This window comes from Rhodopila sp., from assembly GCF_965277165.1.
Classification (GTDB): domain Bacteria; phylum Pseudomonadota; class Alphaproteobacteria; order Acetobacterales; family Acetobacteraceae; genus Rhodopila.
In genome coordinates, this window is the sequence record NZ_CBDICE010000005.1 from 1,793,079 (window position 1) to 1,816,657 (window position 23,579).

Genomic DNA, 23,579 nt, shown 5'->3' on the forward strand with positions numbered 1-23,579 from the left:
GGTTGGCGCTGGTCATGGGCTTTTGGTGGTCACCGGTTGCCGGACGGGTTGGGGTCGGTTTTGCGGATGTTCCCGGTTTTGCGGGTGTTCCCGGTCTTGAAGATGTTCCCGGTCTTGCGGATGTTCATGGATTGCGCGCCAGAAAATTCTGGATGGCGGCGAGGGCGGGGGGTTCGGTCAGGATCGGGGCGTGGCCGATGCCGGGTAGCGAGACGACCTCCATGTCGGGATGGACGGCCTGCATGCGGCTGACGGTGCCGGGCAGCAGGATGTTGCTGACGGCGCCGCGCACGAGCAGCACGGGAAGATGCGCCAGCGCGCCGAATATCGGCCACAGGTCTGGCGGCGGCCGGTTCAGCAATTGGGCGATGGCGGTGTCCCAGTTGGGGTGCCATAGGCCGTCGGGGCCGGCCCGATAAGTGAGCTCGGCCATGCGGCGCCAGGCGGCGTCGGTGTGCAGCGACATCGGCGGCAGGCTGGCGCGCAGCAGGGCGGCGCCGGCCTCGAGGCTGGGCAAAGCGGGGTCGTGGCCGACGAAGTCGCGCACGAAGTCGGCGCCGTCGCCGGCGATGTCGGGGCCGATATCGTTCAGCACCACGGCGTGGACCAGGGCGGGACGAGCGGCGGCGAGGCCCATGGCGAGCAGGCCGCCGAAGCTGGTGCCGATGATCACCGCGCGGTGGACGTGCAGCGCGGCGCAGACGTCCATGACGTCGCGCAGGCAGGCCTCGGGGGCGTAGCGGTTGACATCGCGTGAGCGGCCGGAGTCGCCGCGGCCGGGGTAGTCGAGGGTGACGACGCGGCGGTCGTGGCCGATCTCGGCGGCGAGGGTTTCGAAGTCGGCGCCGGTGCGGACCAGGCCGGGCAGGCAGAGGATCGGTGGCGGCGGGTGGTGGCGACCGGCTGGCCGATGCGCGCCCGAGCCGGCGTTCGGTTGGGCGTTCGGGCGGGTGTCCAGGCCGGGGTTTGACTGGGGGACTGGGCCGCCGTCCGGTTGGGCGCCTGGGCCGACCTCCGGTTCGGCGTCTGGGGCGACGTGCCATTGGCGGACCTGTAGCGGCAGGCGGTCCCAGGCGCTGATGTGGTGGATCAGCGTGTCCAAGGCGTGGCGGCCAGGATCGAGGTCGGGTCGTGGCGGGCGGCGCGATACATCACCACGTTTTCGATCACTCGCTGGACGTAGTTGCGGGTCTGGCCGACGGGGATCAACTCGATCCAGTCGACCATATCGATCGGGCCGGTGCGTGGGTCGCCGTTCTGGTCGAGCCACTCGGCGACGCGGCGGGGGCCGGCATTATAGGCGGCGGCGGCGAGCGGCAGGCAGTTGTCGAAGCGGGTCAGCATGTCCCCGAGATAGGCGGTACCGAGCCGGATGTTATCGCTTGGGTCGAGGGTGAGGCTGGCCGTGGAAACGCCGATGCCGAGTTGCCTGGCGACCTCGGCCGCGGTGGGCGGCATCAACTGCATCAGGCCGCGCGCGCCGGACGGGCTGAGCGCTGCGATGTCGAAGCTGCTTTCCTGGCGCATGATGCCCAGGGAGAACGCCGGGTCGGGGGGGCTGGGCACGTCATAGGGCATCGGCCAGCCGGCGTGGGGCAGCGCCACTCCGTCGTGGCCCATGCGGCGGGCGACGAACACCGCTGCGTCGGGCAATCCGGTTTGCAGCGCGAACACCGCGGTGAGGGTGCGTTCGGCCGGGATCGGGGCGAGTTGGTCCATGCGCACCAGGAAGGCGCGGGCGCGGCTTGGGTCGCCCCAGGCGATCAGCCAGGCGGCGGCGCGCAGCACCTCGTGTTCGGTGAAGGCGAGCGCGGTGTCGCGGGTCCAGGTCGGGTCGCTGAGCCGGGCGATGCGGGCGGCCGGTTGCTGGCCGAGCGCGAGGGTGGCGAGCTGGCCGTAGAAGGTGGTGGGGAAGGCGGCGGCGGCGGTGAACTCGGGCTTAGGGTCGCGCCCGGCGGCGGCGGCGGATCGCGCCAGCCAGTAGTGTGCCCGGGCCTGAGTGATGATGGCGCGGGCATTGGCGAGGGCGCGGAAGTGGGGTTCGGCCTGGGCTGGGTCGTGCAGGCCGCGCAGGGCGATGAAGCCGGCGAGGAACTCGGCCTCGGCGTGGGTTTCGTCCCCGGTCGGGCGGTGCGCGGCGGCGGCGTCAGTGGCGCGGCCGGCGGCGGCGTCAGTGGCGCGACCGGTGGCCGCGACGGCATAGGCGGTGGCGGGGTCGGCGTCGTGCAGCAGCTTGCGGGCGAGCAGGTTGCGTTCGGCCCAGAACGCGCCGGGGTGGCCGATATCCTGGGTGTGGATCAGCAGGGCGGCAGCTTGGGCGTCGTGGTTGGCGTGGCGCAGCGCGCGGGCGCGGTCCAGCGTCAGGCCGGGGTCGTCGCGCTGGTCAGGGGGAAGGGCGGCAACCAGAGCCTCGGTGACCGGGTCGTCGCGCTTGGCGGCGAGGCGGGCCTCGGCGGCGGCGTGGTGGGCGGCACCGAGGCGGGTGATCTGGCGGGCGGCGGCGGCGGGGTCGGCGAGCCAAGCGAGGCGTTGGAAGCGGGCCCATTGGTCGTCTGCGGTGGCGATGCCGGGCCAGCGGGCGAGGAAGTCGGCCTCGGCGGGGACGGTGTCGATGGCGCGGATCCAGGCGCGGCGGGCCAGGGCGTCGGCCTCGGCGGTGCGCCCGGTGTTGGCGGTGGCTCGGGCGCAGCGCAGCAGGGCGGCGGCGAGGCTTGGGGGCGGGGTGCACTGGGAGAGAACGGCGGCGTCGTCGGGGTCGGCTGCGAGGGCTTCCTGGCGGCGGCGTTGCAGCGTGGCCTGGTCGGGCCAGTCCGGGTTTTGGGCGATGAAGTCGGCGATTTCGGAGGGGGTGGCGGCTCCGGGGGCGCGCAGGCGGAGGTAGAGGATGAGCTTTTCGGCCACCGGGTCGGCGAATTGGGCGGCGTCGGCCTGGGCGTCGGTCCAGCGGTCGGCGCGGACCGCGGCCAGTGGGTTGGCCATCGGCGGGTTCGGTGGTTGGGCACCGGCTTCGGCCGCCGGCCAGGCCGCGAGCAGGACGAGGACGAGGCGAATCGCGTGGCGCATGGCCGCCTTCTAGCAAGGCCGGCCTTGCGGCGCATCAATCACGCGCCTAGTTTCCGCGGCCTTATCCGTGGTGGGAGAGGGATATGTTCAAGGGATCGCTGGTCGCGCTGATCACGCCGATGCGGGATGACGGGTCGGTCGATGAGAAGGCCTATGCGGCGCTGGTGGACTGGCAGATCAAGGAGGGTACCCAGGGCCTGATCCCGGTGGGCACCACCGGCGAAAGTCCGACGCTGTCGCACCAGGAGCACCGCCGGGTGGTGGAGATCGCGATCGAGGTGGCGCACGGGCGGGTGCCGGTGATCGCCGGGGCCGGGTCGAACAGCACGGAAGAGGCGATCGCGCTGACCCGGCACGCCAAGGAGGCCGGGGCGGATGCGGCGCTGGTGGTGACGCCCTACTACAACAAGCCGACGCAGGAGGGGATGTACCTGCATTTCCGCGCCATCGCCGAGGCGGTGGAGCTGCCGATCATCATCTATAACATTCCGCCTCGGTCGGTGGTGGACATGAGCGTGGAGACGATGGGGCGGCTGGCCCAGCTGCACAACATCGTCGGCGTGAAGGACGCGACCGCCGACCTGAAGCGACCGCTGCACACGCGGCGGGCGTGTGGCGAGGATTTTTGCCAATTGTCGGGGGAAGATCACACCGCGCTGGCGTTCAACGCCGCGGGCGGGGTGGGCTGCATCAGCGTGACCGCGAACGTGGCGCCTCGGCTGTGCGGGGAGATGCAGGCGGCCTGGGCCGAGGGAAAGGTCGCGCGGGCGATGGCGGTGCAGAACCGGCTGCTGGCGCTGCACGACGCGCTGTTCGCCGAGACCAGCCCGGCGCCGGTGAAGTATGCCGCTTCATTGCTGGGCAAGACGTCGGAGCGCTGCCGGCTGCCGCTGGCGCCGATCAGCGAGGCCACCCGGGCGCGGGTTGCGGCGGCGATGACCGAGGCGGGGTTGTTGAACTGAGGGGTCGGGTGCTGAGGTCTCCTGATGGCTGAAGCCAGGAAGAAGGGGCTGATCTCGCACGGGGTGGCGGCGCAGAACCGCAAGGCCAGGTACGACTATACCATCAAGGATACGGTGGAGGCCGGGCTCGTGCTGAAGGGGCCGGAGGTGAAGTCGCTGCGGCTGGGGCGGGCGACGCTGACCGAGGCCTGGGCGGGCGAGCGGGAGGGCGAGATGTGGCTGTTCAGCGCCTATATCCCGGAATACCAGGGTGGGGTGCTGTCGCGTTTCGAGCCTCGGGCGCCGCGCAAGTTGTTACTTAAGAAGAAGCAGATCGTGCAGCTGCTGGGGGCGGTTTCGAAGCAGGGCGCGACGCTGGTTCCGTTGCAGATCCATTTCAATGACCAGGGGCGGGCGAAGGTATTGCTGGGTGTTGGGGTGGGGCGGCAGAAGCAGGACAAGCGCGAGGCAATCAAGGATCGGGATTGGAAGCGGGACAAGGCCAGGCTGATGAGTACGCGGGGTTAGCGGTGGTTTTGTTGCGTTTGGTGGCTGACTGGGCGATCGCGGGAAACACCTATAAATCGATCCATGTGTCCCTGGAGTAGTCGAAGTAGCGGGCAATCCGATCGCCGTTCCAGTGGTATTTGAGGTGTCGTTCCTGGTGGGGAATGCTGACGGCACGGGGCCGAAAGGCGCCAACACACGTACCACCGGTGCGGCGCACACTGGGGTAAACCACGCCCATCGACCCGGTGTCGCGGAGTGATCGGGCAAAAGCCTGGGCAGCGGCGTAGTGCTCGGGATCGAGCAGCCGCGAGCGCTGGGGTTCAGGAAGGGCTGCCACATCCTCGAACTGTTCCGCCACCGCTCCCACCAGCACGCGCATATCCTCCATGCGTGGCGGGTCGTTGCTGTCACGAGCATACATCTCGAAGTGAAAGACGGTCTCGGCGATGGCGGTCTCAAGTTCTGCCGCGGCGTAGTATACGCCGAAGGTGGCGTCGCTGAAGCGTGACCGAATGCGGTTGATATGGGTGAACGCGGCCATGACGTAGCTGGCGCCGGGACCGGACACGCGTTGTTCCGGCGGCACCAAGGCAATTTCCCCGACCTCGTCGCGAACCCTCGGGTTGGTGAGTTGTTCGAGGACGAGCAGTGCCTCCCAAATCGCGGGGTCCGGGGTGAGGCGCTCGAACAGGTTGATGGGTGGATAGCGCGAGGCAATGATCCGCCACGCCTTCGGCCAGTCGATCCGGCGTGTCGACAAAGGTCAGCTCCAGGGTGCCCGGGCTGCATCGAGATAATCCCGCACGGCGGCCAGGTCCGTGACGTCGCTGGCGCACATGCGTTGCAACGGCGTCTGCCCGCCGAACGCGCCGTTCGGCCGCTTGACCCAGCCATCCGCCAGATGCGGATCGGAGTAGAGGATTTGCAGGGCTTTGTAGATGCCGGCGACGTAGCCGATCCGGCGCAGCGTGTCGGGCGGGACCCGCACGGCGTTGCCGGCACGCCATGCGTAGTAGGTGCGCTCCGCCGGGGCACCGAGGATGATGCGGGTTTCGTCGGCGGTGGCACCCCAGGCGTCCATGATGTGGAAGCAGCCGCGGAGCGCGGCGATGGGGTCGACCCGAGGTGGAGCGACGCGGGTTTTTTGCTGGGTAAGCGGCATGTGCGGGTTCCTGTTTTGCAAGATGTGGGGTGTTTGCTGCAAAATTGCAATTCCGGATCCGCGCGCACTCCCCGTGGCCGCGCCGTGATCGTTGCCCTTGGCCCGACAGTGCCGCGATGGACGCCATCAGGGCGTTTGCCGGCGATCGGGGCGCCCGCTGATGGTCACAGGTGCCGGTCCGGGCGGCTTGGAGCGAGCCGCAAATCGGGGCAACCATTGCTCCTGGGGGGAATTGCGGCAGCGGCCATGACACCGGCGGCCGCCCCGTGGCACGATCGCGGTCTGTACTGGCTACGGGGGCTGCATGGCTTGGCGTATCGGGGTCGATTCCGGCGGGACGTTCACCGATGTCTGCTTGTTCGATGACCAGAGTGGGACCGTACTGGTCTGGAAGGTGGCCTCGACGCCGGACGATCCGTCGCGGGGGATTGCGGGTGGCGTGGCCGATGCGATCGAGCGGGCCGGTACCGATGCCGCCTCGGTCGGCTATTTCGGCCACGGCACCACGGTGGCGACCAATGCGCTGATCCAGCATCGCGGCGCCAGGACCGGGCTGATCACCACCGACGGGTTCCGCGACCTGCTGGAGATCGGGCGGCAGAAGCGGCCGGACCTGTATGACATTCATGTGGACAAGCCGCCCACGCTGGTCAGCCGCGACCTGCGGCTGGAGGTGGCCGAACGCGTGCGCCACGACGGCCGCGTCGAGGTGGCGTTGGACCAGGCGGCGGTGCGGGCGGCGGTGCGGCGGCTGCGCGACGAGGGTGTCGCCGCCGTGGCGGTGTGCTTTCTGTATGGCTTCGTGGCCGAGGCGCACGAGGCGATCGCGGCGCGGATACTGGCGGAGGAATTTCCTGACGCGTTCGCCTCGGTCTCGCACGCGGTGGCGCCGGAGTTCCGCGAGTTCGAGCGGATGTCCACCGCGGTGGTCAACGGCTATCTCGGGCCGGTGATGCAATCGTATATACAAAAGCTGGGCGACCGGTTGGCCCGGCTGGGCGTGGTCGCGACGCCGCACCTGACGCAGTCCAACGGCGGGGTGATCAGTTTCGAGCAGGCGGCCCGGTTGCCGGTGCGCACGGTGCTGTCGGGACCGTCCACCGGCGTGGTGGGCGCGGCCGAGGTCGGGCAGCAGGCGGGATTTTCCGACCTGATCACGTTCGACATGGGGGGGACCAGCACCGATGTGGCGCTGCTTTCGGGCGGGGCGTGCCGGCTGGCCAGCGAGGCGGTGGTGCATGGCTATCCGATCAAGGCGCCGATGCTGGATATCCATACCGTGGGTGCCGGCGGCGGTTCGATCGCGTTTATCGACAGCGGCGGATTGCTGAAGGTGGGGCCGGCCAGTGCCGGAGCCGATCCGGGGCCGGTTTGTTACGATCTTGGTGCGACGGCGCCGACTGTGACCGATGCAAACGTGGTACTGGGGACGCTGAATCCGGGGTTTCTGCTGGGTGGGCGGATGGCGGTGCGGCACGACCTGGCGCTGGCCTCGATCGCCGGGCTGGCGGAACGGCTGGGGCTGGAGGCGATGCCGACGGCGCAAGGGATCGTTTCTGTAGTGACGGCCAACATGGCCCGAGCGATCCGGGTGATCTCGGTGCAGCGCGGCTATGACCCAAGGGACTACGCGCTGATCGCGTTCGGCGGCGCGGGGCCGCTGCACGCCGCCAGGCTGGCGCGGGAGTTGGAGATCGGGCGCGTGCTGGTGCCGGTCTCGCCCGGGGTGCTGTGCGCGATGGGGCTGCTGCTGACCGATTTGCGCTGCGACTTCGCGATGACCCGGCTGACCCCGCTGGATGCGGCGGCGGCGGCGCTGGCGGATGCGTTCGGCGTGCTGACGGGCAGGGCCGAGGCGTGGTTCGACGCCGAGGGGATCGGCGCCGAGGCGAGGCGGATCGTGCCTACGGTGGACATGCGCTATGCCGGGCAGAACTATGAATTGCCGATCCCGGTCAGTGGGGGGGCGGACGATCTGGCGGCGACGTTCGCGGCGGCGCATCGGCGGGCCTATGGCTTTGCCGCCGAGGATGAGCCGGTGCAACTGGTGACGTTTCGCCTGGAGGCATCGGCGGTGGTGCCGAAGGCCAGGTTTGTCGCGCGGGACGACGCCGGGCCGGAGGCAGGTAGTGCGGTGATCGGGCGGCGCTCGGTTTGGCTGCCGGAGGCGGGCGGGGCGGTGGATTGTCCGATCTACGACCGCGCGCGGCTGCGGGCCGGTAACCGCTTCGCCGGCCCTGCCGTGGTGGAGCAGATGGATGCGACGACGGTGGTGCTGCCGGGGATGACCGCGCGGGTCGAGCCGTATCTGAATCTGATTTGGAGGTGGCATGATCGATCCCATCACCATCGAGGTGATCGGCAGCGCGCTGTCTTCCATCGTCGAGGAGATGGGTGAGGCGCTGATCCGGGCTTCGTATTCCACCAACATCAAGGAGCGGCGGGACTGCTCGACGGCGCTGTTCGACGTGGAGGGCAAGACGCTGTGCCAGGCCGAGCACATTCCGATGCATCTGGGCAGTTTTTTGGAGCTGATTCCGCATATCATGCGGCGCCATCCGGTGGCCGAGATGCGACCGGGGGACGTGTTCTGCGGCAACGACGCCTATGAGGGCGGCGGCACGCACTTGCCCGATATCGTGCTGGCGGAGCCGGTGTTCGTCGATGGCGCGATGATCGCGTGGGCGGTGAACCTGGCTCACCATGCCGATTTCGCCGATCGTGGGCACGCTCACATCTATCAGGAGGGGCTGCGCATTCCGCCTATACGGCTGTATCGCGCCGGGGTGCTGCAAGAGGATGTGCAGGCGCTGATTTTGCTGAACTGCCAGGTGCCGCGGGAGCGGTTGTCCGACTTCCGCGCGCAGATGGCAGCCAACCGGCTGGGGGTGCGGCGGCTGACCGGGCTGTGCGCCAAATATGGGCGCGACACCGTGCTGCAAGCTGGGGCGGCGCTGCAGGATTATGCCGAACGCAAGATGCGGGCGGGGATCGCGACGATCGCCGACGGGGTATATCGGTTCGGAGATCGTTACGATTGCCCGGAAGTGGACGGCGAGCTGGATTTGTCGTGCGAGATCCGGGTCAGCGGCGATGCGATGGCGCTGCACTTCGAGGCGCCCGCCCAGGTGCGGGCCGGGCTGAACATGACGATGACGGCGCTGTTGTCGACGGTGTATTACGCGGTGAAGGCGATCGTCGATCCCTCCATCCTGCCGAACGCGGGGCTGGCTCGGGCTTTGACGGTGACGGCCCCGGCTGGGACGATCGTGAACTGCGTGCATCCGGCGGCGGTGAACGGGCGGCTGTCGCTGTGCCAGCGGGTGGTCGATCTGATTTTTGGTGCGCTGGCGCCGGCGGTTCCCGAGAAGGTGACGGCGGCGGCGAATGGCGCGTGTTTTTCCATTACGTTCGCGGGTCATCAGCCGGCGGATGGGGCGCTGTGGGTGTATCTGGAAACCATCGGCGGCGGGTCGGGGGCGCGGTTCGACAAGGACGGTCTGGATGGGGTGCATGTGCATATGACCAATACCTCCAACCTGCCGGTGGAGGCGCTGGAGCTGGAATATCCGCTGACGTTGATGCGCTATGAGCTGGTGGACGGTTCGGGCGGGGCGGGGCGGTTCCGCGGCGGGATGGGGATCCGGCGGGTGTATCGGGCGGACCACGATTGTCATGTGCGGGTGGATGGCGCGCGGATACTGTCGGCGCCGTGGGGGTTGGGCGGGGGATTGGCGGGGGGGATGGCTTCGGTGACGGCGTCGGCGCCGCTGGATCATGGGTCGGGGATGCTGCGGCGAGGTGATCTGATCGAGGTGGTGACCGCCGGGTCGGGTGGCTATGGGCGCCCCGAACAGCGTGACCCGGAGCTGGTGGCGCGCGATCTGGCGGAGCAGCGGATCGATGCGGCGACCGTTCGGGCGGTGTACCGGGTTTAGTTCGGGGGTGGGGGTGGGCGGGTCTGGTCAGCCGCCGGCGATGGCGTAGCATCGGCGGTTCGACCTGAGGAGATTCAACGATGCCTATCGCCTCCACCGATGATGGTGTCCGGCTGCATTACGAAGAATGCGGATCCGGGGTGCCGGTGATCTTCGTGCATGAGTTCGCCGGCGACCATCGTGCCTGGGAAGCGCAGATGCGCCATTTCGGCCAGCGCTATCGGGCGATCAGCTATGCCGCGCGGGGCTATCCGCCGTCGGACGTGCCGGAGGATGTGGCAAAGTATTCGCAGGCGCGGGCGGCGGACGATATCGTATCAGTACTGGATCATCTGCGGATCGACAAGGCGCATGTGGTGGGGCTGTCCATGGGCGGGTTCGCCACGCTGCATTTCGGGCTGCGGCATCCGGGCCGAGCGCTGTCGCTGTGCGTCGCGGGGTGCGGCTATGGCGCGGAGGCGGGTCAGCGGGAGAAGTTCCGTTCGGAGGTTGACGCCGTCGCCGCGTTTCTGGACCAGAACGGCATCGAGGCGTTTGCGGCGAAATATGCCTACGGGCCGACCCGGGTGCAGTTCGAGAACAAGGACCCTCGGGGTTTCGAGGAGTTCAAGCGGCAGTTGGCGGAGCACTCGGCGGTGGGGGCCCGCAATACGCAGTTGGGGGTGCAGCGGGAGCGGCCTTCGCTTTACGACCTGACCGAACAGATGGCGGGACTGAGGGTGCCAGTGCTGATCCTGACTGGGGACGAGGACTGGCCGTGTCTGCAGCCGGCGGTTCTGATGAAGCAGACGATTCCCATGGCGGCGTTGTCGGTGATGCCGAACTGCGGCCATACCATCAACCTGGAGGACCCTGACCAGTTCAACCGGCTGGTGGGCGACTTCATTGTCCAGGTCGATGCCGGGCGCTGGCCCGGGCGCGATGCCAGGGCGATGGTGAGTTCCATTACCGGAATGAAGTGAGGCATGGGGTCGGAGGGGCGTCGAGGAGGTAGCATGAGGGGGCGGGCGGCGGTCGAGCGAGGCAAAACGGTGTCTGGGCCTGTGCGACATCGGTAAGGGGGAGCGGGGCGTTAGGCTTTAACACGAAGGAAGAACGAGGGCACGGTGGTCACGGAGGGGTATCGTATCGGTCGATGCGGTCAGCATGGCGGACGTGGTCAATCCGCGATGCGGTTACACTGGTGGTGGGTCAGTTTCCAAACCGACCCAATACCGGAAATACCTTATACTGTGGAAAAACTGTATACTGTGGAAAAACTGTTTGACGTAGAATGCGCTCGGCGATGGCTGCGGGCGGTGTGGTTGCCACACAATCATGCCGCGTGCGATGCGAAACCATTTGGCGGCGGCGGCGCAACATTTTTAGCCACGCTGGCGCGGCCTCGGCTGCTGGAAAACTCCGTGGCACTTCGTGGCCCTCGTGCTGACTCCGTGCAAATCCCTAACAACACTCGATGCGCAAAAGCTCCCGCCGAGGTGCCTCGGATCGGGCCGCTCCCGTTCTGTCATTGTGGCGTCCGGGCTCGACCGATCGCTGGCCGTCGGCGCCGAGTTGTTCACGTGACTGCGGGTCGATACGACTGACAAGGATGATAGAGATGACGTGACGGCGCCGGCACCGCGATGTTCCGGTTGACCGGTCACGGGGCGGGTCGATACGACCGGCGATGATGCTGCTTCGTATTGTCGTGCTGATGGCCTGCTTGGGCGCGTTGTCGGCTTGTGGGTCGGTGCTGACCGCGACCACCTCCGATGTCGCGGGTATCGCCGGGGCGGGCATCGCCAACGCGGTGAACAAGAGTCCTGCCGCTGCCACCGGGATTGGCCTGGGCGTGGCGGCCGGTGCCAATGCCGGGCTGCAATATCTGGAGCGTGACGTCCACACCGTGGAGCAGGACCGCATCGCCAGCGCGGCGGGGGCGCTGACGCCGGGGACGATCGGGCACTGGAGCGTCCGTCACAGCATCCCGATCGAAGATGACGAGCACGGCGACCTGGTGGTCACCCGGCTGCTGGGCGCGGACGACTTCAACTGCAAGGAGATCGTGTTCTCGGTCGATACGGTGAAGCAGAAGGTGGTGAACCGGGCGTTCTATACCGCGACGGTGTGCCTGGATGGGCAGACGTGGAAGTGGGCGTCGGCGGAACCGGCGACTGCGCGTTGGGGTCCGCTGCAGTGAGGCTGCCGGTGTTGGCGGCGGTGTTGGCGGTGGCGGTGTTGCTGGCGGGCTGCACCTCAACCGGCAAGATCGCGGCGGTGGTGGCTGGCGGCGCGGCGGGGGGCGCCACCGGCAACCCGGCGGTCGGGTTCCTGGTCGGCGTGGCGGTCGATGCCGGCGCCAACTACGTGGTGCGCTATTACGGACGGGTTCGGCAGGGCGCGGAACAGGACGCGATTGCCCAGATCGCCGGCGAGTTGCCGGTGGGGACCGAGGCGGCGTGGACGATCGAGCACGATATTCCGATCGGCGACGAACACGGCGGGCTGCGTGTGGTGCGGGCGATCGACACGAAGCTGGCGGCGTGCCGGGAGGTGGTGTTCTCGGTTGACCGGGGCAGCGGCGTCAAATTGAAGCGGGCCTGGTTCACCGCCGATATCTGCAAGCAGGCGTCGGGGTGGAAATGGGCGTCGGCGGAGCCGGCGGTGGAGCGTTGGGGGTTCCTGCAGTAGGGCGCTAGCAGTAGAGCGCTGGGGGTTCCTGCGGTAGGGTCCGCGGGTCCTCATTCGACAGGAGCCAGCGATGTCCGAAGCGCGCGCGGATCGAGCCGCCATCACGGCCGGAGGCGCCTTGCTGGCGCGGCTGAAGGCGGTCGGGGTGGACTACATCTTCGCCAACTCGGGCACCGATTTTCCGCCGATCATCGAGGGGCTGGCGGAGGCGGCGGCGGCCGACATCGCGCTGCCTCGGGCGGTGGTGATCCCGCACGAGCACGCGGCGATGGGCATGGCGCATGGTTATTACCTGGCGACCGGGCGGGCTCAGGCGGTGATGGCGCACACCAATGTCGGGCTGGCGAATTGCGCGATCGGGGCGATCAACATGGCGACCGAACGGGTGCCGGTGCTGCTGTTCTCGGGGCGGACGCCGACGCTGGAGCAGGGGCGGCTGGGGGCCAGGACGGTGCCGATCGGCTGGGGCCAGGAGATGCGCGACCAAGCGGCGCTGGTGCGCGAGGCGACGAAGTGGGATTACGAGCTGCGATTTCCTGAACAGGCGCCGGAGGTGGTGGACCGGGCGTATGCGATCGCCAGTTCGACACCCCGCGGGCCGGTGTATGTCAGCCTGCCCCGGGAGGTGCTGTGCGGGCCGTGCCCTTCCGATGCGCTGGGCCAGCCGCCTCGAGCAGCGGCGGTGGGGTTTGCACCGTTGGCGGCGGCGCTGCGGCAGGCGGCGGAGTGGCTGGCGGGGGCGAAGCGTCCGGTGATCGTGTCGCAGCGCGGGGCGGGTTCGCCCGAGGGGTTCGCGGCGCTGGCCTCACTGGTCGAGTGTTGGGGGATTCCGGTGGTGCAGTACTGGGTGACCGAGATCGCGCTGGCGACCGATCATCCGATGGCGGTGGGCAGCGAACCCGAACCTTGGCTGGGCGAGGCGGATGTGGTGCTGGTGCTGGACTGCCTGGCGCCGTGGTCGCCCGAGGTCAATCGGCTGGCGCCGGGGTGCAGGGTGATCCAGGCCGGTCCGGACCCTTTGTACAGCCGATTTCCGGTGCGGCATTTTCCGGCTGATCTATCGCTGGCGGGGGAATTGGACGAGGTCATTTTGGGGCTGCGGGCGGCGATGGGTTCGCCGGGGCGGTCCGATGCGGTGGATGCGCGGCGGGCGCGGGTGGCGGGCAGCGCCGAACAGATCCGAGTGGCGGCTCGACTGGCAGCGGAACGCGGGCGGGAGGGAGAGCTGATGACCAAGGCCTGGGTCAGCCTGTGCCTGTCGCGGGCTATCGAGGGCCGCGATGCGACGGTGCTTTCCGAACTGGGGTGCCCGATGGAGCCGATGACGCTGCGGACGGCGGGAAGCTGGTATCAGGAGCCTCATTCCGGCGGGCTGGGGTGGTCGGCGCCGTGCGCTTTGGGCATGCAACTGGCGCAGCCCGGGCGGATCATCGTCGCCACGATGGGGGACGGATCCTATATGTTCGCCAACCCGGTGGCGTGCCATCAGATTGCCGAGGCGCTGGATCTGCCGGTGCTGATGCTGGTTTTGAACAACCACGAATGGGGCGCGGTGCGAAAGTCGGTGCTGGGCACCTATCCGGACGGCTATGCGTCGCGGGTCAATCGCATGCCCCTGGTCTCGCTGGATCCGGCGCCCGATTTTACTCAGGTGGCGGCGGCGAGCCGGGCGTGGACGGCGAAGGTGGAGAGTGCGGCGGAGCTGCCGGGGGTGCTGGCGGCGGCGATCGAGCAGGTGACCTCGGTTCGGCGGCAGGCGTTGGTGGAGATCAGGGTGGCGCCGTGAGCGCGGTTTGGGTTGGCAGGGGCAGGGCTTGGCAGGGGCAGGGCTTGGCAGGGGCGGGGTTTGGCAGGGGCGGGGCAAAGTGATGAGCAAGGTCGAGTTCCATTTCGATTTCGGCAGCCCGAACGCGTATCTGAGCCACCTGGTGATCCCCGGCATCGAGCGGCGAACCGGCGTTCGGTTCGACTATGTGCCGGTGCTTTTGGGCGGGATTTTCAAGCTGACCGGCAATCGGTCACCGGCCGAAAGCATGGCGGGGATCAAGAACAAGCCGGACTACCAGAAGTTGGAGACCGAGCGGTTCATCGAGCGTCACGCGATCACCTCGTTCCGGGCCAACCCGTTCTTTCCGGTCAATACGCTGGTGCTGATGCGCGCCGCTGTCGCGGCCAGGCGGCTGGGGGTGTTCGAACGCTATGTCGACGAGGCGTATCGGCACATGTGGTCGGACCCGAAGAAGCTGGATGATCCGGCGGTGCTGCGGGCGGCGCTGGCGGCGTCGGGGCTGGACGCCGAACGGCTGCTGAGCCTGGCGCAGGCGCAGGAGGTCAAGGACGAGCTGCTGGCGAACACGCAACGGTCTTTCGAGCGGGGGACCTTCGGTTCGCCGACGTTCTTCGTGGGCGGGCAGATCTTCTTCGGCAAGGACCGGTTGGGCGAGGTCGAGGAGGCGATCGGGGGCGGTGCCACGTAGCACGCCGGGTCCGGCCTGGGTTCGCTGGGCCTTGGTTCGTCCGGCCTTGGTTCGTCCGACTTGCGCTCGCCGGCCAGCGTCAGGGCTTTCGCTTGCGACCAACATGCAATATAGTGCATGCAATCGGGTTTCGAGGCTCGGCAAGGAGGCAGCGTATCGGGATGGTGTCAGGCAACGCCGTCGATTGGTTTGTTGATCGGCACGTGGCCGAGGGCAGTGGCGCCCGGGTGGCGTTTCGCGATGCCTGGCGGGCCTTGAGCTATGGCGAACTGGCCTCGGCCAGCGCGGCGTTCGCCGGTGCGCTTACGGTTGCCGGGGTCGGGCGTGAGCAGCGGGTGCTGCTGCTGTTGCAGGACACGGTGGATTTTCCGGTCGCGTTCTGGGGCGCCATGCGGGCCGGGGCGGTGCCGGTGCCGATCAATACGCTGCTGACGGCGGAGACGGTGGGCACCATCCTGGCGGATTGCCGAGCGGCGGCGGTGGTGATCTCGGCGGGACTGGTGGAACGTTTGGGTGGGGCGCTGCGGTCGGCCGGGGTTGCGCGGGTGATCGTTTCACAATCGGATGGGTTGGCGGACGGGGTGGATGGCTGGGGCGGGTTCGCCGGATTTCTGGCGGGGGGCGATCCGGCGACGCCGAGCGTGGCGGCAGCGGGCGATGAGGTCGCGTTCTGGCTGTATTCGTCGGGATCGACCGGGGCGCCGAAAGGGGTGCGGCACGTGCATTCCAGCCTGCGCTGCACGGCGGAGACCTACGCCGCGAAGGTGCTGGGGATCGGGCCGGATGATGTGATGTTTTCGGCGGCCAAGGCGTTCCACGCCTATGGGCTGGGCAACAGCCTGACGTTTCCGGCCTCGGTCGGGGCGTGTTCGGTGTTGCTGGCGGAGCGGCCGACGCCGGACGCGGTGCTGGACGTGATGCGGACGTATCAGCCGACGCTGTTCGGTGGCGTGCCGACGTTGTACGCGGGGTTGCTGGCCAATCCGATGATCTCGCCGGGAGCCGGGTCGGCTCGGTTGCGACGCTGCATCTCGGCCGGGGAGGCGCTGCCGGCGGATATCGGCAGGCGGTGGAAATCGGTCGTCGGGGTGGATATCCTGGACGGGATCGGGTCCACCGAAATGCTGCATATTTTCATCAGTAACCATCCCGACGATGTGCGTTACGGCAGCAGCGGCAGGCCGGTGCCGGGCTATGAGGCGCGCATCGTGGACGAGCACGACCGGCCGGTGGCGCATGGCGAGGCCGGCGAACTGGTGGTGCGCGGCGACAGCTCGGCGGACGGCTACTGGAACCGGCGGGTTCGGTCGCGGCGGACGTTCCAGGGCGAATGGACGTATACCGGGGACACCTATACGCGCGACGCGGAGGGGTATTTCCGGTTTCAGGGCCGCAGCGACGAGATGTTGAAGGTCAGCGGCGTCTGGGTGTCGCCGTTCGAGGTCGAAGAGGCGTTGATCTCGCATCCCGCGGTGCTGGAGGCGGCGGTGATCGGGCGGGCCGACAGCGATGGGCTGGTCAAGCCGAAGGCGTTCGTGATCCGGCGGGATGACGTCGATACAATCGGGGTCGATGCGCTGGTGGCGGAGCTGCAGGCGCATGTGAAGGGCCGCATCGGGGTGTGGAAGTATCCGCGCTGGATCGAGTTCGTGGACAGCCTGCCGAAGACGGCGACCGGCAAGATCCAGCGCTTCCGGCTGCGCGAGGTGTGATGCGGGCGGGGCGCATCCGGGTCGATGGCGGTGAGCTGGAGACCGGCTGGTGGGGGCCGGGTCCGACCCAGGCGGCGACCCTGGTGCTGTTGCACGAGGGCCTGGGCAGCGTGGCGCTTTGGCGCGACGTGCCGGAGTTGCTGTCGGCGGCGACTGGTTGGGGGGTGTTTGCCTACTCGCGGTTTGGCTATGGCGATTCCGCGGCGGCGCGGCTGCCTCGGCCGATGACGTATATGCATCACGAGGCGGAGGTTGTGTTGCCCCAGGTTCTGCGGGTGGCGGGGATCCGGCGTTCGGTGCTGGTAGGCCATTCCGACGGCGGTTCGATCGCGGCGATCTACGCGGCTTTGGGTGACGCCGGCCTGGGTCATGCTGGCTTGGGTCATGGCGCGTCGGGTGATGTTGGCCCGGCGCTGCTCGGCCCGGCGCTGCTCGGCCTGGTGACGATCGCGGCGCATTTCTTCGTCGAGGACGTGAACGTCGCAAGTATTCGTGGGATCAGGACCGAGTATGAAAGCGGGGCTCTGCGGCAGCGGCTGGCGCGGTATCACCGCGATGTCGAGGTTGCGTTTCGTGGTTGGAACGACGCCTGGCTGGACCCGCGGTTTCGCGATTTCGATATCACCGAACGGCTGGGCGGCATCCGGGTGCCGATCCTGGCGTTACAGGGTGAGGCCGATCCTTATGGTTCGGCCGAGCAATTGCAGGTGTTTGCGGCCCACGCGCGGGCGCCGATCGAGACCGGACTGATTGCCGGGGCGCGGCACTCGCCGCATCTGGAGGCCAAGGAGGCGACCCTGGCGGCGATTGCCGGGTTTATCGCCACGCTGGAACGGGGAGCCTCGACGTGATCGATTTCCAGACTGAGCCGGCGCGTTATCGCCATTGGAAATTGTCGTTCGACGGGGCGGTGGCGAGCCTGACGATGGATGTCGATCCGGCGGGCGGGCTGATGGACGGCTATGAGCTGAAGCTGAACTCCTATGACCTGGGCGTCGACATCGAGCTGGCCGACGCGGTGCAGCGGCTGCGGTTCGAGCATCCCGAGGTCGGGGCGGTGGTGCTGCGGTCGGGCAAGCCGGGAGTGTTCTGCGCCGGGGCGAACATCCGCATGCTGGGATTGGCGACGCACGGGCACAAGGTGAATTTTTGTAAGTTTACCAACGAAACCAGATTGGCGATCGAGGACGCGTCGGCGAACTCGGGCCAGCGCTATATCGCGGCGATCGCCGGCAGCGCGGCGGGTGGCGGCTATGAACTGGCGGTGACGGCCGACCATGTGATGCTGATCGACGACCGGCGTTCATCGGTGTCGCTGCCGGAGCTGCCGCTGCTGGCGGTGCTGCCGGGGACGGGTGGGCTGACCCGGCTGACCGACAAGCGGCGGGTGCGGCGCGACCGGGCGGATATTTTCTGCACCGCGGAGGAGGGGGTGCGGGGGCAGCGCGCGGTGGACTGGCGGCTGGTGGATGAAATCGTGCCGCCCTCGGCGTGGGAGGCGACGGTGGCGGAGCGTGCTCGGGCATTGGCCGGGCAGTCCGGTGGTGAGGGCGGGAGGGGAATATCGCTGACGCCGCTACGACGCACGATCGACGACGATGGCGTGGCGTACGGATATGTCAGGGCGGCGTTGGATCGGGCGGGACGATCGGTGACGATCACGATTGCGGGGCCGGGCGATTTGCCGGGGGATTTGCGCGGCATCCACGACCTGGGCGCGGGGTTCTGGCCGCTGGCGATGGCGCGGGAGCTGGATGATCTGTTGTTGCATCTGCGGCTGAACGAACCCTCGATCGGGCTGCTGGTGTTTCGTTCTGTCGGCGATCCGGATTTGGTGTTGGGAGTGGACGGTCTGCTGGAGCAATACCGGGACGATTGGGCGGTGCGGGAGATCCGGCTGCTGTTGAAGCGGGTGTTCAAGCGTGTCGACATGATGGCTCGCAGCCTGGTCACGCTGATCGAACCCGGAAGCTGCTTCGCCGGCAGCCTAGCGGAACTGGTGTTTGCCGCGGACCGGTCGGTGATGTTCGCCGGGAGGGTGGCGGGCGACAATCGCGGTGCGGCGAGCCTGCATTTGTCGGCGTTGAATTTCTCCGGCCTGCCGATGGGCAACGGGCTGTCGCGGCTGGCGAACCGGTTCTATGGCGAGACGGATTCGCTGGAGGCGGCGGCGGGGTTGATCGGGGCGACGCTGGATGCCGAGACCGCGGAGCGCCATGGTCTGGTGACGTTCGCCCATGACGAGGTGGACTGGGACGACGAGGTGCGGCTGATGCTGGAGGAACGCGCGTCGTTCTCGGCCGACGCGCTGACCGGGCTGGAGGCCAATCTGCGGTTTGTTGGTCCGGAGACGATGGAGACGCGCATTTTCGGACGGCTGACGGCCTGGCAGAACTGGATCTTCCAGCGGCCCAACGCGGTCGGCGAGGCGGGTTCGCTGAAGCGCTATGGGTCGGGCGTGCGGCCGGACTTCAACACTGAACGGGTCTGAAAGGACATCACCATGCCCGATGGCAGCCAGATCGATTATGACGGCCTGATCCCCAACAATGTCGGCCTGTCCGACGATCTTCGCGTCCGCAAGGCGCTGGAGACCTGGCATCCCGGCTATATCGACTGGTGGACGTCGATGGGGCCCGAGGGGTTCCAGGGCTCGCCGGTTTATCTGCGCACCGCGGTGGGCGTCGGTAGCGAGGGCTGGGCGAAGTTCGGCTTCGTGCGGATGCCGGAGTATCGTTGGGGCATCCTGCTGGCGCCGGCGGTCGAGGGCCGCACCATTCCGTTCGGCGCGCACAAGGGCGAGCCGGCGTGGCAGGAGGTGCCCGGCGAGTATCGCGCCATGTTGCGGCGGCTGCTGGTGATCCAGGGCGACACCGAACCGGCGTCAGTGGAGCAGCAGCGCTATCTGGGCGCCACCGCGCCGTCGCTGTATGACATGCGCAACCTGTTTCAGGTGAACGTCGAGGAGGGGCGGCATCTTTGGGCGATGGTGTACCTGCTGCAGAAATACTTCGGCCGTGACGGCCGTGAGGAGGCCGAGGACCTGTTGCGCCGCCGGTCGGGACACCAGGACACGCCGCGCATGCTGGGGGCGTTCAACGAGCAGACGCCCGACTGGCTGTCGTTCTTCATGTTCACCTTCTTCACCGACCGCGACGGCAAGATGCAGTTGGCCGCACTGGCGCAGTCCGGGTTCGATCCGCTGTCGCGCACCTGCCGGTTCATGCTGACCGAGGAGGCGCACCATATGTTCGTGGGTGAGACCGGGATTGCGCGAGTGATCCAGCGTACCGCCGAAGCGATGAAGCAGGCCGGGATCGAGGATCCGCACGACATCGAGCGGGTGCGGGCGCTGGGCGTGATCGATCTGCCGACGATCCAGAAGAAGGCCAACCTGCATTGCTCGCTGACATTCGACCTGTTCGGTAACGAAATCAGCACCAATGCGGCGAATGCGTTCAATGCCGGGCTGAAGGGGCGTTATCGGGAGGACAAGCTGACCGACGATCATTTGTTGACCGCGGCGGCCTATCCGGTGCTGCGGCCACGCGCGGGGGCGATCTTGCGCGAGGATGTCGCCGCGCTGTCGGCGCTGAACATGCGGCTGCGCGATGACTTCGTGGAGGATGCGGCGGCCGGGGTAGCGCGGTGGAACCGGGTGCTGGAGCGGACCGGCACCGCGTTCCGGATGAGCCTGCCGCACGTGGCGTTCAACCGCCGGATCGGCGAGTTCAGCGCGATCCATACCGATACCGACGGCAATATTTTGAGCAACGAGGAGTGGGATCGGCGACGGGAGTCGATGCTGCCCTCGACCGAGGACAACCTGTTCGTCGCCAGCCTGATGCGGGCCTGCTTGACGCCGGGCGGCTATGCCGGATGGATCTCGCCGCCTCGGCATGGGATCGACAACATGCCGGGCGATTTCGAGTACGTGCAGTTGGCAAGCTGACGGGCGGCGGCAGCGGTGCCAAGGCGAAAAGGTTCAGGCCGAGCTGAGACGCATGGTTTGACCGCAGGCAATCTGCGAGGCGAGTGTGGGGGTCAAAATTGTTCAGTTCGCCGCCATCATCCTGACCGCGCTGGCGCTGGTTCCGTTCGGTGCGCATTTGTTGGAGCTGCACAACAAGATCGGCCTGGACCGTGACCACTACATGACCGTTCAGTCGATCTACCGGGGCTGGGCGCTGCTTGGGGTTGTGCTGATTGGCGCGGCGCTGGCAAATTTTTTCCTGGCGATCCTGACCCGCGATCACACCGCCGCGGCGATGTGCGCGGCTTTGGCTGCGATCCTGATCCTTTTGGGACTTGGAATCTTCCTCCGGTGGACCTACGCGGCCAACCAGGCGACGAGCAATTGGAGCGTACTGCCGAACGATTGGCGGATGCTCCGAGCGCACTGGGAATACTCGCACGCCGCCAACGCGGTGCTGACTTTCATCGCCTTGTGCTTGACGGTCGGCTCGGTCGTGTTCCGATCGCCGTGACCGGCAGGTTGACCAGTGGCTTGCCACCGGCGCAGCGGGGCGTACTATCCGCGAAAGGGCGGAGGAACCAAGGCGATGATAACCAAGTTTGACAGCCTGTTCGCTGGTCATGTCGATATCGATAATATCGGCTATGGCGGCACCCCGATCAATGACCGGCGGTATGGCAATGCCCATCTGTCCAGCGCGCTGTCGAAGGCGCAATCGATCGCGCAGGTCATGGACGGGCTTGGCTACTCGACGTTCTGGATGGCGGAGCACCATTTCCAGCGCGAGGGCACCGAGTGCATTCCGAACGTGCTGCTGATGGCGTTGCACCTGACGCATGTGACCAAGTCGATGAACATCGGCTGCGGTTTCAATATTGCTCCGATGTGGCATCCGCTGCGGCTGGCCGAGGATTACGCGATGGCGGATATTCTCTCGCACGGGCGCGTGGTGTTCGGTGTCGGGCGCGGCTACCACACGCGCGAGGTGGAGACGTTCGGCGCGCCGCTGATCGACCAGGAGGCGAATCGGGAACTGTTCGAGGAGCAGGTCGATATCATCTTCAAGGCGTTCAACAGCGAGTCGTTCCGCCATCAGGGCAAGTACTACACGCTGCCTCCGGAGGTGCCGTATCGCGGCTATACGCTTGAGGAATTGACCCTGGTGCCTCGGCCGGCGCGGCTGCCGGTGGAGTGTTGGCAGCCGATCCAGGGCGGTTCGGAGCGGGCGCTGGGGTTCATGGCCAAGCACGGCATCCAGGGCATGGTGGGCGGCGGTTCGGCCGAGGGCGGCGCGATGCACAACGTGGTGCTGAAATGGCAATCCGAGCACGCCAAGCGGGGGATGCACATCGATCTGGGGGAGCGGCTGTGCTTCGGGTTTCATTTCTATATTGGCGACGACAAGCGGCAGTGCATCCGCGACGCCGCCAAGTATTACGAAGAGAATATGAAGATGTTCGGAGAATTGCGGCTAAACCGAGCGATGACCGATGAACAGATCGAGATCATGCGCGATCCGCGGCGGGCGCCGACGGCGAAGCTGCCTCGGATCGAGGATGCGGTGGCATCGGGCGGTTTTCTGACCGGGTCGGCCGACGAGATCATCGAGCATTTGAAGGCGCTGGAGAAGGCTTATCCGGGGCTGGACCGGATTTCGATCAGTCCGTCGCTTGGGGTGCCCGAGGCGGTGATTCTGGAGCAGTTGGAACGGTTCGCCAAGGAGGTGATGCCGGCGTTCAGGGGGTCGCGGGTGGAGGTCGGGTCATACGCCGAGCGGTAGGTGTCGGAAAGCTGTTTCGGGTCGGTTGGGATCAAGGCTATTGGCGTGCCCTGGTCATTCCTGATAATTGCTGATCTCGATAGCTGCTTTCGGCGCCGGGTTAGCACAGCGGTAGTGCAGCGGTTTTGTAAACCGAAGGTCGGGGGTTCAAGTCCCTCACCCGGCATATTTTCGATCGCTGTCTTGCAATGATCCGCCGCGAGCGACTGATCGGATGCTCAATCGGTTGCGCCAGGAGTATTGCGCCATGACCAGTTCGCTTGCACCCAGCCTCGCGGCCATCCGTTCCGACGCGCGTGAGGAGATTCCGGTGCTTGACCTGGCACGTTATCTTTCGGGCGCCCCCGGTGCGGCTGAGACGTTGGCCCACGACCTTCGTCATGCGCTGGAACAGGTCGGTTTCTACTTCATCGTCAACCACGGGGTGCCGCAACCGCTGATCGATGACAGCTTCTCCGCGGCGCAGCGGTTTCACGCGCAGGCGGACGAGGCCAAGCTGGCGCTGCGGATCAATCGGCATAACGTCGGCTACCTGCCGTTCAAGGGGTCGACCATCCGCCATTCGCGGTTGAACGAGAACAATCGGCCCGACCTCAACGAGGCGTTTTTCGTCAAGCGCGACCTGGCGCCCGACCACCCGGACGTGGTGGCCGACAAGGTGTTCCGAGGTGTCAATCAGTGGCCCTGTGGCCTGGCGGGCTTTCGTGCCACGGTGAATGCGTATTGCGCGGCGATGGAGCGGCTGGCGCGGTCGCTGCTGCCGCTTTATGCCGCGGCGCTGGATCTTCCGGCGGCCTGGTTCGACAGCTACTTCAGCGAACCGATGTATACGCTGCGAATGTCGCATTATCTTAAGCAGGACAGCGCGAACGCGAACGAATTCGGCATTGCGCCGCATTCCGACACCAGTTTCATGACGCTGCTGGCGCAGAATCGGATTCCCGGTCTGTCGATCCGGCTGCCGAGCGGGGCGTGGATCGATGCGCCGACGCTGCCGGGGAGCGTGCTGGTGAACGGCGGCGATATGCTGCGGCGCTGGAGCAACGACCGCTGCCTCGCCACGCCGCACCGGGTGATCAACAGTTCTGGGGCCGAACGTTACGCCATCCCGTTCTTTTTCGATTGCAACTACGATGCGATGATGGAGTGCCTGCCGACCTGCCGCGCGGTCGACACCCCGGCGCGCTACCCGGCGATGACGTATGCGGAATACATAACTGGTATCGCGACCTTACCTATGGGGCCGCGCGCCAGGACGCCGCCGCCCGCGCGGGTGGGTGAGCCGGCTCCACGTCGGCGCCGGGGTGGATGCAGGCCGGAAGTCGTTTGCCAAGCCGCCACAGGTCG

The 23,579-nt window shown here is 67.3% G+C and carries 19 protein-coding genes, 1 tRNA gene and 1 pseudogene; 17 read left to right on the plus strand and 4 right to left on the minus strand.

Features of this window, described 5'->3' with window-relative positions; all coding sequences use genetic code 11:
• Positions 1–124 precede the first annotated feature (124 nt).
• Complete coding sequence (locus ACQY4Y_RS08990) at positions 125–1,102, minus strand: alpha/beta fold hydrolase (protein ID WP_428490204.1); 978 nt, start codon at positions 1,100–1,102, stop codon at positions 125–127.
• Positions 1,090–3,063, minus strand: a complete 1,974-nt coding sequence (locus ACQY4Y_RS08995; protein WP_428490205.1) for a transglycosylase SLT domain-containing protein — start codon at positions 3,061–3,063, stop codon at positions 1,090–1,092. Before ACQY4Y_RS08995 ends, ACQY4Y_RS08990 begins: the two co-directional genes overlap by 13 nt.
• 83 nt (positions 3,064–3,146) lie before the next feature.
• Here ACQY4Y_RS08995 and dapA point away from each other — a divergent pair, with 83 nt between their 5' ends.
• Together dapA and smpB are read left to right on the plus strand one after the other, a co-directional pair.
• The gene (dapA, locus tag ACQY4Y_RS09000) at positions 3,147–4,025 is read left to right on the plus strand and encodes a 4-hydroxy-tetrahydrodipicolinate synthase (RefSeq protein WP_428490206.1); all 879 of its coding nucleotides are present in this window, start codon (positions 3,147–3,149) and stop codon (positions 4,023–4,025) included.
• A 24-nt stretch (positions 4,026–4,049) separates the two neighbouring features.
• Positions 4,050–4,532: an SsrA-binding protein SmpB gene (gene smpB / locus ACQY4Y_RS09005; protein ID WP_428490207.1), complete on the plus strand. Its 483-nt coding sequence runs from the start codon at positions 4,050–4,052 to the stop codon at positions 4,530–4,532.
• A gap of 49 nt (positions 4,533–4,581) precedes the next feature.
• Here the strand turns inward: smpB and ACQY4Y_RS09010 are convergent, their stop codons facing one another.
• Together ACQY4Y_RS09010 and ACQY4Y_RS09015 are read right to left on the minus strand one after the other, a co-directional pair.
• Entirely contained in the window at positions 4,582–5,274 is a 693-nt protein-coding gene (locus ACQY4Y_RS09010) for an RES family NAD+ phosphorylase (RefSeq protein WP_428490208.1), read from the minus strand.
• A 3-nt stretch (positions 5,275–5,277) separates the two neighbouring features.
• Positions 5,278–5,676: an MbcA/ParS/Xre antitoxin family protein gene (locus ACQY4Y_RS09015; protein WP_428490209.1), complete on the minus strand. Its 399-nt coding sequence runs from the start codon at positions 5,674–5,676 to the stop codon at positions 5,278–5,280.
• Between the two features lie 304 nt (positions 5,677–5,980).
• Here ACQY4Y_RS09015 and ACQY4Y_RS09020 point away from each other — a divergent pair, with 304 nt between their 5' ends.
• The 15 genes and pseudogenes from ACQY4Y_RS09020 to ACQY4Y_RS09090 all read left to right on the plus strand — a co-directional run.
• Positions 5,981–8,074 (plus strand): hydantoinase/oxoprolinase family protein, encoded by a 2,094-nt coding sequence (locus tag ACQY4Y_RS09020; protein ID WP_428490210.1) that lies wholly within the window; start codon positions 5,981–5,983, stop codon positions 8,072–8,074.
• Entirely contained in the window at positions 8,007–9,614 is a 1,608-nt protein-coding gene (locus ACQY4Y_RS09025; RefSeq protein ID WP_428490211.1) for a hydantoinase B/oxoprolinase family protein, read from the plus strand. The genes ACQY4Y_RS09020 and ACQY4Y_RS09025 overlap by 68 nt, the downstream gene beginning before the upstream one ends.
• Positions 9,615–9,694: 80 nt before the next feature.
• Positions 9,695–10,576 carry an alpha/beta fold hydrolase gene (locus ACQY4Y_RS09030; protein WP_428490212.1) on the plus strand — a complete coding sequence of 294 codons (882 nt, stop codon included), beginning with the start codon at positions 9,695–9,697 and terminating at the stop codon, positions 10,574–10,576.
• A gap of 710 nt (positions 10,577–11,286) precedes the next feature.
• A complete protein-coding gene (locus ACQY4Y_RS09035; protein ID WP_428490213.1) occupies positions 11,287–11,796 on the plus strand; it encodes a hypothetical protein in 510 nt (169 codons plus the stop codon).
• A complete protein-coding gene (locus ACQY4Y_RS09040; protein ID WP_428490214.1) occupies positions 11,793–12,287 on the plus strand; it encodes a hypothetical protein in 495 nt (164 codons plus the stop codon). Before ACQY4Y_RS09035 ends, ACQY4Y_RS09040 begins: the two co-directional genes overlap by 4 nt.
• Positions 12,288–12,357: 70 nt before the next feature.
• Positions 12,358–14,073, plus strand: coding sequence for a thiamine pyrophosphate-requiring protein (locus ACQY4Y_RS09045; RefSeq protein ID WP_428490215.1), 1,716 nt, complete (start codon positions 12,358–12,360; stop codon positions 14,071–14,073).
• 82 nt (positions 14,074–14,155) lie between these two features.
• Positions 14,156–14,764: a 2-hydroxychromene-2-carboxylate isomerase gene (locus ACQY4Y_RS09050; RefSeq protein ID WP_428490216.1), complete on the plus strand. Its 609-nt coding sequence runs from the start codon at positions 14,156–14,158 to the stop codon at positions 14,762–14,764.
• A gap of 161 nt (positions 14,765–14,925) precedes the next feature.
• Positions 14,926–16,476, plus strand: coding sequence for a benzoate-CoA ligase family protein (locus ACQY4Y_RS09055; protein WP_428490217.1), 1,551 nt, complete (start codon positions 14,926–14,928; stop codon positions 16,474–16,476).
• Positions 16,476–17,327, plus strand: coding sequence for an alpha/beta fold hydrolase (locus ACQY4Y_RS09060; RefSeq protein ID WP_428490218.1), 852 nt, complete (start codon positions 16,476–16,478; stop codon positions 17,325–17,327). The genes ACQY4Y_RS09055 and ACQY4Y_RS09060 overlap by 1 nt, the downstream gene beginning before the upstream one ends.
• Positions 17,324–18,967 (plus strand): 2,3-epoxybenzoyl-CoA dihydrolase, encoded by a 1,644-nt coding sequence (gene boxC / locus ACQY4Y_RS09065; protein ID WP_428490219.1) that lies wholly within the window; start codon positions 17,324–17,326, stop codon positions 18,965–18,967. The genes ACQY4Y_RS09060 and boxC overlap by 4 nt, the downstream gene beginning before the upstream one ends.
• A 12-nt stretch (positions 18,968–18,979) precedes the next feature.
• A complete protein-coding gene (boxB, locus tag ACQY4Y_RS09070; protein ID WP_428490220.1) occupies positions 18,980–20,428 on the plus strand; it encodes a benzoyl-CoA 2,3-epoxidase subunit BoxB in 1,449 nt (482 codons plus the stop codon).
• A gap of 85 nt (positions 20,429–20,513) precedes the next feature.
• The gene (locus tag ACQY4Y_RS09075; protein WP_428490221.1) at positions 20,514–20,963 is read left to right on the plus strand and encodes a hypothetical protein; all 450 of its coding nucleotides are present in this window, start codon (positions 20,514–20,516) and stop codon (positions 20,961–20,963) included.
• A 75-nt stretch (positions 20,964–21,038) separates the two neighbouring features.
• Positions 21,039–22,232: an LLM class flavin-dependent oxidoreductase gene (locus ACQY4Y_RS09080; RefSeq protein WP_428490222.1), complete on the plus strand. Its 1,194-nt coding sequence runs from the start codon at positions 21,039–21,041 to the stop codon at positions 22,230–22,232.
• A 94-nt stretch (positions 22,233–22,326) separates the two neighbouring features.
• Positions 22,327–22,398: transfer RNA gene (locus ACQY4Y_RS09085), tRNA-Thr, on the plus strand.
• A gap of 81 nt (positions 22,399–22,479) precedes the next feature.
• Positions 22,480–23,340 (plus strand): annotated as a pseudogene (locus ACQY4Y_RS09090) (isopenicillin N synthase family dioxygenase); the annotation flags it as partial.
• Positions 23,341–23,579: the final 239 nt, after the last annotated feature.

Coding starts and splice junctions, on each gene's coding strand:
- ACQY4Y_RS08995 (WP_428490205.1), bottom strand. CDS start 3,063: ATGCGCCACGCGATTCGCCTCGTCCTCGTCCTGCTCGCGGCCTGGCCG.
- dapA (WP_428490206.1), top strand. CDS start 3,147: ATGTTCAAGGGATCGCTGGTCGCGCTGATCACGCCGATGCGGGATGAC.
- smpB (WP_428490207.1), top strand. CDS start 4,050: ATGGCTGAAGCCAGGAAGAAGGGGCTGATCTCGCACGGGGTGGCGGCG.
- ACQY4Y_RS09015 (WP_428490209.1), bottom strand. CDS start 5,676: ATGCCGCTTACCCAGCAAAAAACCCGCGTCGCTCCACCTCGGGTCGAC.
- ACQY4Y_RS09020 (WP_428490210.1), top strand. CDS start 5,981: ATGGCTTGGCGTATCGGGGTCGATTCCGGCGGGACGTTCACCGATGTC.
- ACQY4Y_RS09025 (WP_428490211.1), top strand. CDS start 8,007: ATGATCGATCCCATCACCATCGAGGTGATCGGCAGCGCGCTGTCTTCC.
- ACQY4Y_RS09030 (WP_428490212.1), top strand. CDS start 9,695: ATGCCTATCGCCTCCACCGATGATGGTGTCCGGCTGCATTACGAAGAA.
- ACQY4Y_RS09035 (WP_428490213.1), top strand. CDS start 11,287: ATGCTGCTTCGTATTGTCGTGCTGATGGCCTGCTTGGGCGCGTTGTCG.
- ACQY4Y_RS09045 (WP_428490215.1), top strand. CDS start 12,358: ATGTCCGAAGCGCGCGCGGATCGAGCCGCCATCACGGCCGGAGGCGCC.
- ACQY4Y_RS09050 (WP_428490216.1), top strand. CDS start 14,156: ATGAGCAAGGTCGAGTTCCATTTCGATTTCGGCAGCCCGAACGCGTAT.
- ACQY4Y_RS09055 (WP_428490217.1), top strand. CDS start 14,926: ATGGTGTCAGGCAACGCCGTCGATTGGTTTGTTGATCGGCACGTGGCC.
- ACQY4Y_RS09060 (WP_428490218.1), top strand. CDS start 16,476: ATGCGGGCGGGGCGCATCCGGGTCGATGGCGGTGAGCTGGAGACCGGC.
- boxB (WP_428490220.1), top strand. CDS start 18,980: ATGCCCGATGGCAGCCAGATCGATTATGACGGCCTGATCCCCAACAAT.
- ACQY4Y_RS09080 (WP_428490222.1), top strand. CDS start 21,039: ATGATAACCAAGTTTGACAGCCTGTTCGCTGGTCATGTCGATATCGAT.